Source organism: Geodermatophilus sp. CPCC 206100, from assembly GCF_048569675.1.
Taxonomy (GTDB): Bacteria; Actinomycetota; Actinomycetes; order Mycobacteriales; family Geodermatophilaceae; genus Geodermatophilus.
Window position 1 is genome coordinate 136,260 of sequence record NZ_JAQISV010000007.1, and the last position, 6,901, is coordinate 143,160.

The following is a 6,901-nucleotide window of genomic DNA, read 5'->3' on the forward strand; positions in this document are numbered from 1 at the left end:
GGTTCCTCCCGGTGGGGGTCAGGGGGTGGACAGCAGCGCGGCCAGGTCGGCGAGGACCGGCAACCGGACGACGTCCGTGTGCGAGACCGAGCGGTCCAGCGTCACGGCGAGCTTCACGGCCGACAGGGACGTGCCGCCCAGGTCGAAGAAGGAGTCCTGCCGGCCGATCTGGTCCACCGGCACACCCAGCACCTGGGCCCAGGCGGCGGCCAGCCGCTGCTCGGCCGGGCCCCTCGGTGCCGCGGACCCCGCGGCGGCGGACGCCTCCACGGCGGCGAGCTCGGCGGCCAGCGCGGTGAGCGCCCGGCGGTCGGTCTTGCCGTTGGCGGTCAGGGGCAGGCTCGCCCGCCAGTGCACGGCGGCGGGGACCATGTAGGCCGGCAGGGAGCGGGCCAGGTGCTCGCGCACGTCAGCGGCCTCCAGCGGCTGCGGGCCGGTGCAGAAGGCCACGAGGCGCCGGGTCTGGCCGGTCCCGGTCACCACCACGGCGCCGTCGCGCACCCCCGGGGCCCGCAGCAGGGCGTTCTCGATCTCGCCGATCTCGATGCGGAAGCCGGCGATCTTCACCTGGTTGTCCCGGCGACCGAGGAACTCGAGCTTCCCGTCGGGCCGCCAGCGCCCGTGGTCGCCGCTGCGGTAGATCCGCTGCCCCGGCCGGAGCGGGTCGGGCGGGAAGGCCTGGGCGGTGCGCTCGGGGTCGTTGACGTAGCCGCGCCCCACGCAGACACCGGCGAACACGATCTCCCCGGGGGCGCCCAGCGGCACCAGGGACAGCTGCTCGTCGACCACGCGGACCTGCACGTTGCCGACCGGCCGGCCGAGCGGCACGCGATCGCCGGCCGGCGCGCGGTGCATCACCTCGTGGTTGGTGTCGTCGGAGGTCTCGGTCAGCCCGTAGGCGTTGACCAGCGCGATGCCGGGGACCGTGGCGAACCAGCGCCGCGCGAGCTCCCCCTTCACCGCCTCACCGGTGACCGACACGCAGCGCAGATCCGGCAGCGGCCGCGGGTGCTCCTCCAGGTGGGCGAGCACGACCTCCAGGTAGGAGGGCACCACCTGCAGCACCGAGACGCGGCCCTCGACGAGGGTGTCGACGAACCGGCCGACGTCCAGGACGACGTCCTGCGGCACGATCAGCGTCCGGCCGCCGACGAGCAGCGCCGACACCAGCTGCCACAGCGAGATGTCGAAGCACTGCGGCGCGGTCTGGGCGACCACCTGCCCCTCGCCGATCCCGAGGTCGTCGATCTTGGCGAACAGGTGGTTGAGCAGCCCCGCGTGCTCGCACATGGCGCCCTTGGGCTGCCCGGTGGAGCCGGAGGTGAAGTAGACGTAGGCCAGCTGGTCCGCCGCCACCGGGATGCCGGGGTCGCTGTCGTCCGAGCCCTCGGCGCAGGCGGCGTCGACGCGCACCGACCGGACGCCGGGCAGGGTGGCCAGCGCCGCGTCGAGGGCGGCGGTGCTGCCCTCCTCGGTGAGCACCAGCCGGCACCCGGCGCGGGTGAGCGTGGTCGCGATGCGGTCGGCGGGGAAGTGCGGCTCGATGGGCAGGTAGGCCCCGCCGGCCTTGGCGACGGCGAGGACGGCGGCCATCCAGTCGAGGTCGCGCTCGGTCACGACCGCGACCACGTCCTCGCGCTCCAGCCCGCGGGCCAGCAGCGCCCGCGCCAGCCGGTTGGCCCGGGCGTTCAGCTCCCGGTACGTGCAGCGCCGGTCCCCGAGCACGACGGCGACGGCGTCCGGGGTGGCCGCCGCGCGGTCCTCGACCAGCTCGTGGAAGCGGCGGTCGGGGAGGTCGCGGTGCGGCCCGGCGAGGTCGACCAGCTGGAACCGCAGCTCCTGGGCCGACAGCAGGCTCTGCCGGGAGGAGTCGGCGTCGGGGTCGGCGACCATCAGCTCCAGCGCCCGCCGGTGGTACCCCGCGATCCGGGCCGCGGCCCGGGCGTCGAGGGCGTCGGTCCGGTACCGCACCCGCAGGTCGACCCGGCTGCCGCACTCGCCCGCGGCGACGTGCAGGACGGCGTCCCCCATGTCGCCGGTCCCGGTGGGGTCGAGGACCGTCTCGGACACGGGGCCGGGCACCCCGAGCTCCCGCCGCAGGTCCTCGATGGGGGCGTCGGCGTGCGTCCGCAACTCCGACACGGCCCGGTGCGTCCGGTCGACCAGCGCCCGCCAGGTGCCCGGTCCGGCGTCCAGCCGGCAGGGCAGGACGCGTCCGTCGTCGGCCACGTAGCCGGTGACGACGTCGGGCTCGCCGGACAGCCGCGCGAGCACCGCCGCGTGGACCGCCATCAGGACCGAGTCCGGCGGGACCCCGAACTCGCCCGCCCGCCGGCGGACCGCCGTCCGGAGGCTGTCGGCCAGCGGCTCCCGGTGCTCGGCCACGCCCGGTTCGGGGGTGCCGGTCCAGCGCGGGACCGTCGTCGAGCCGCCCGCGAGCAGGACGTCGCGCCAGTAGGTGCGGGCGGGATCCGGCGTCATCGACGGTGCCTCCTCAGCGGCGGGACGGGACGGGACGGGGACGATGACGGCCCCGGGCGGGGTGGCCGCGGCGAGGCGGGGGCGCCGGCCGTGCCGACGCGACCGCCGTGCCGTCGTGCGGCCCGGCCGGGAGAGCGGGCGGCGCCGCGGCCAGCGGGACGGCGGGGTTGCCGCCCCAGCGGCCGTGCGGCGGGACCTCCTCGCCCTTCATGAGGAAGGAGTCGGGGGCGATCTCGGCGCCGTCGCCGACGGTCACCGCGTAGTGGACCCACGTGCCGACGCCGACGGTGACGCCGGCGCCGACGGTGATCCGGTCGAGCTTGAAGGCGCCGTCCTCCTGCGAGTGGCACTGGATCGTGCTGCCGGCGTTGAGGGTGCACTCGTCGCCGATGGTGACCAGCGTCCGCTCGGGCATGCCGCAGCCGTCGTCGAACACCCGGCGGCCGATCCGGACGCCGAGCAGCCGCCACATCAGCGGCTTGAACGGCGTGCCGTTGAGGTAGTCGGGGCGGGCGACGAGCTTCCAGTAGCGCTCGTGCGACCAGAACGCCCGGTCGAGGATCGAGCAGATGCGTGGCTGCTGCGGCCGGAACCCCGCCGCGGCCCGCTCGACCAGCGCCGTGAACACCAGGTGGAACAGCACGCTGGCCACCGAGGCGGCCGCGACCGCGACGGCACCCACGCGGGGGTAGAACTCCGCCGCGGCGAGGGAGAGGAGGGTGACCGCGGACAGGTCGGTCCACCGGCCGAGCAGGAAGAGCCCGGCGGTGCCCAGGTTGTGCCGGTTCTTGGCGTGGAGGAGCCGGCCGGGGTCCGCGCCGCGCATCAGCTCGTCGACCGACCGGTCGCGCTGCACCGAGCGGGGGATCTCGAAGGCGGGGGAGCCCAGCAGTCCGACGCCGGTCCGGACCTCGCCGTGCAGGGGGACCATGACCTTGGTCGCCAGCAGGCAGTCGTCGCCGGTGCGGGCGCCTGCGGGGAAGACGATCGCGTTGCCGAGGAAGTTGTCGGCCCCGATCGCCGTCCGGGAGACGCGGAAGGAGGTGCTGGAGTAGTCGGCGTTGGCCATCGACAGCCCGTCGGCGACCATCGTGCCGCTGCCGACCCGGCTGAGGAACGGCGTCTCGTGCTTGACCCCCGTGCCGAAGTTGGAGCCGGTCTGCACCACCGTGGACAGGTCGTATCCGATGGCCTGCAGGTAGGTGGTGATCGCCGAGCTGTCGCCGAACAGCTTGGTCAGCGGCTTGATGTTCGACGTCCGCAGGATCGTTCGGTGCAGCGAGTACTGGAACCCGTACAGCCGGTGCACCCGGTCGGGGACCACCCACAGGTGCAGCACCCGCGGGACGGTCAGCGCGACCAGCAGGCCGACCACCAGCGACCCCAGCAGCAGCACGGCGGTGGCGAGGAGGACCTCCAGGTAGAACACCGGCTGGGTGAACAGCACCGGGCCGGCGTCGAGCACCTCGGTGAGCTGCGGGAACACGGCCAGCAGGAACCCGATGCCGCCGATGGCCAGCGGCACGGTGACCAGCAGCGCGCCGGTCAGCTGCACCAGCGAGTAGACGACCCGGCGCGCGGTGCCGCAGTCGGCCGGCTCGACGACCCGGTAGTCCACGCCGGCCGGCTGCGCCGGTGACCCGTGCCAGCTCGCCCCGGCCGGCACCCGCTGCCCGGTGTGCAGCGACGAGCGGTGCCCCAGCTGGGCGCCGTCGCCCATGGCGGTGTCGATGTCGAGGACGGCGGCCTCGCCGACGACGACGTCCCGGCCGAGGGTCACCGGCCCGGTGGTGATCACCCCGGCGGTGGCGCGGTAGCAGCTGATCAGGGCGTCCTTGCGGACGACGGTGCCCGCGCCGACGGTCAGCAGGTCGGCGCACACCGGCACCTGCCGGGCGAACACGACCGCACCGCGCCCGACCCGCGCGCCCAGCGCCCGCAGGTACAGCACGAACAGCGGCGAGCCGTGGAACAGCAGGACCAGCGGGTTCATCCGGACCAGCGTCTTGACCACCCAGAACCGGACGTAGGTCAGGCTCCACACCCGGATCTCGCGCGGCCGGGTGCGGCCCAGCAGCAGCCACTTGACCGCCACCGGCAGGAGGCACAACCCGAGGAACGCCGCGCCGCCGAACACCGCGGCGCGGGCGTAGACGTCCAGGGCGCCGTCGGCGTCGGAGATCCAGAGCTCACCGCGGACGAACAGCAGCGCGACCAGGTAGGAGTAGGCGAGGAAGACCAGCAGCTGGAGGACGCCGCACAGCGCGTGCTCCGCGGCGCTCGCCCGCCGGGCGATCGGCGCCGGCGGCGGCGCGGGCAGGGGGGCCGGTGCCGCCGCGGCCGTGTCGAGTGCGGTGGCCAGCTGCCGGACCGTGGGGTGCCGGTAGACGTCCTGGATGGAGACGGCCGGCAGGTCGGCCCGCTTGCGCACGCGGGCGCAGAAACGGGCCATCACCAGCGAGTCGGCGCCCAGGTCGTCGAAGAAGTCGCCGTCCGGCTCCACCGGGACGCCGAGGACGTCGGCCAGCACGTCGGCCATGGCCCGCTCCGCCGACGGGGGCGGTGCGACCGCCGCCGCCAGCCGGGTGACGGTGCGGTGCCGGTAGACGTCCTGGATGGAGACCGGCGGCAGGTCGGCCTGCTTGCGCACGCGGGCGCAGAAGCGGGCCATCACCAGCGAGTCGGCGCCCAGGTCGTCGAAGAAGTCGCCGTCCGGCAGCACCGGGACGCCGAGGACGTCGGCCAGCACCCCCGCCAGTCGCTCGGCCACCGGGGGCGGCCCGCCGTCCCGTCCGCCCAGCGGTGGGACGCGATCGGACAGGTCGGTCGTCTGGACGCTTCTCTCCAGCACACGGGCTCCTCGGGCTGAGGGGGCGGGACCGGGGGACCGTGCGGTCAGGCCGACTGCAGGCCGGCGGTGAGCTCGTCGGACCCGAGGACGTCCTCGCCGTACAGGTCCCGCAGCCAGTTGGTCTGGTAGATCGTGTCCAGGTACCGCTCGCCGAGGTCGGGGGCGATGGCCACCGCGGTGAGCCGCTCGGCGTCGTGCCTCGCCAACCACTGCAGCGCCCCGCTGACCACCGTCCCCGTCGAGCCGCCGAACAGGAAGCCGCGCCGGGCGAGGCGGTGGCAGGCGCGGATCGCGTCGGCCTCCTCGACCCGGATCACGTCCGACACGAAGGACTGGTCGAGCAGCGGCGGGTGGATGCTCATGCCGAGGCCCGGGATCATCCGCCGTCCGGGCGGGCCGCCGAAGGACACCGACCCGACCGCGTCCACCGCGACGACCCGGACCGGCCGCGGCCACTCGGCGAAGAACCGGGCGCAGCCCATCAGCGTGCCCGTGGTCCCGGCGCCGACGAACAGGACGTCGAGCCGCGGGAACTGGCGGGTGATGGCCGGCGCGGTGGTGCGGAAGTGCGCGCGCCAGTTCCCGTCGTTGGTGTACTGGTTGAGCCACAGGTACCGGGGGTCGGCGGCGCAGAGGGCGCGGACGTAGTCCAGCCGCGCGCCGAGGAAGCCGCCGATCGGGTCGGGCTCGGCGATCACGTGCACCTGGCTGCCCAGTGCCTCCATCAGCTGCCGGGTCGGCAGGTTGCAGCGCGAGTCGGTCACGCACAGGAAGCGGTGCCCCTTGCTGGCCGCGATCATGCTGAGGGCCACGCCGAGGTTGCCGGACGACGACTCGACGAGCACCGACTCCGGGGTGATGAGCCCCGCCCGCTCGGCGGCCTCCACCATCTCGGTCGCGGCCTTCACCTTGATCGAGCCGGCGAAGTTGAAGCCCTCGCACTTGAGGAACAGCGACTGGGCGAAGACCGGCTCGAGATCGACGTACAGCTCGTCCTCGTTGAAGTCCTGGGGGGCGGAGATCACGGTCACGACCGTCTCCTCGTCTCGGAGGCAGGCACGCGGCGGGGCGGGACCATCGACCACGCTCCGCCACACCCGGAGCGGCCCCGTTGCCGCTCTGCCTCGCCGGCACGCCGGCGTGGAGCGAGCCTCCGATACGGGTGGGCATCGTCTCTATAGAACCTTCGGGCTAGTACCGGGCCTTTCGTCCCGGATCGACACGACGACATGTCGACACGCGTCCGCCTCCCCGGTCCTGTCGGCACAGCGGCCTAGCGTGGACGGCGATGTCCGAGGCCACGCGCACCCCCGACCCGTCGACCGCCGAGCTGCCCGTCTCCGGCGCCACCGCGTCCAGCGCTCCCGCGTCCGGCGCGGGTGAGCCGGCCCCGGCCGGCCCGATGGTCACCGGCCCCATCGAGGCCGGCCCGCCGCCCGTGCCGTTCCCCGGCCTCGAGGGTGTCGCTGCTCCCGGGGGGCCCGCGCCCACGGGCGGGCCCGCCCCGGCCGCCGCGCCGCCCGCGCCTGACCCCGGGCCGCCGGCACCGCCCGCACCGACTCCCGCGCC

General features: G+C 74.8%; 3 protein-coding genes and 1 pseudogene. 1 reads left to right on the plus strand and 3 read right to left on the minus strand.

The genetic code is table 11. The features are described 5' to 3' along the window. Positions 1 to 18: 18 nt before the first annotated feature. The 3 genes from PGN05_RS04080 to sbnA are packed head-to-tail and all read right to left on the minus strand — an operon-like array spanning position 19 to position 6,363. Positions 19 to 2,481: a non-ribosomal peptide synthetase gene (locus PGN05_RS04080; protein WP_419751246.1), complete on the minus strand. Its 2,463-nt coding sequence runs from the start codon at positions 2,479 to 2,481 to the stop codon at positions 19 to 21. Positions 2,482 to 2,494: 13 nt separating this feature from the next. Further along, positions 2,495 to 5,332 carry a Pls/PosA family non-ribosomal peptide synthetase gene (locus tag PGN05_RS04085; protein WP_419751247.1) on the minus strand — a complete coding sequence of 946 codons (2,838 nt, stop codon included), beginning with the start codon at positions 5,330 to 5,332 and terminating at the stop codon, positions 2,495 to 2,497. 44 nt (positions 5,333 to 5,376) lie between these two features. Further along, a complete protein-coding gene (gene sbnA / locus PGN05_RS04090) occupies positions 5,377 to 6,363 on the minus strand; it encodes a 2,3-diaminopropionate biosynthesis protein SbnA (RefSeq protein ID WP_419751248.1) in 987 nt (328 codons plus the stop codon). Between the two features lie 257 nt (positions 6,364 to 6,620). On the opposite strand from sbnA, the pseudogene PGN05_RS04095 reads away from it, so the two are divergent. Next, positions 6,621 to 6,901, plus strand: a pseudogene (locus tag PGN05_RS04095) (hypothetical protein); the annotation flags it as partial.

Coding starts and splice junctions, on each gene's coding strand:
- PGN05_RS04080 (WP_419751246.1), bottom strand. CDS start 2,481: ATGACGCCGGATCCCGCCCGCACCTACTGGCGCGACGTCCTGCTCGCG.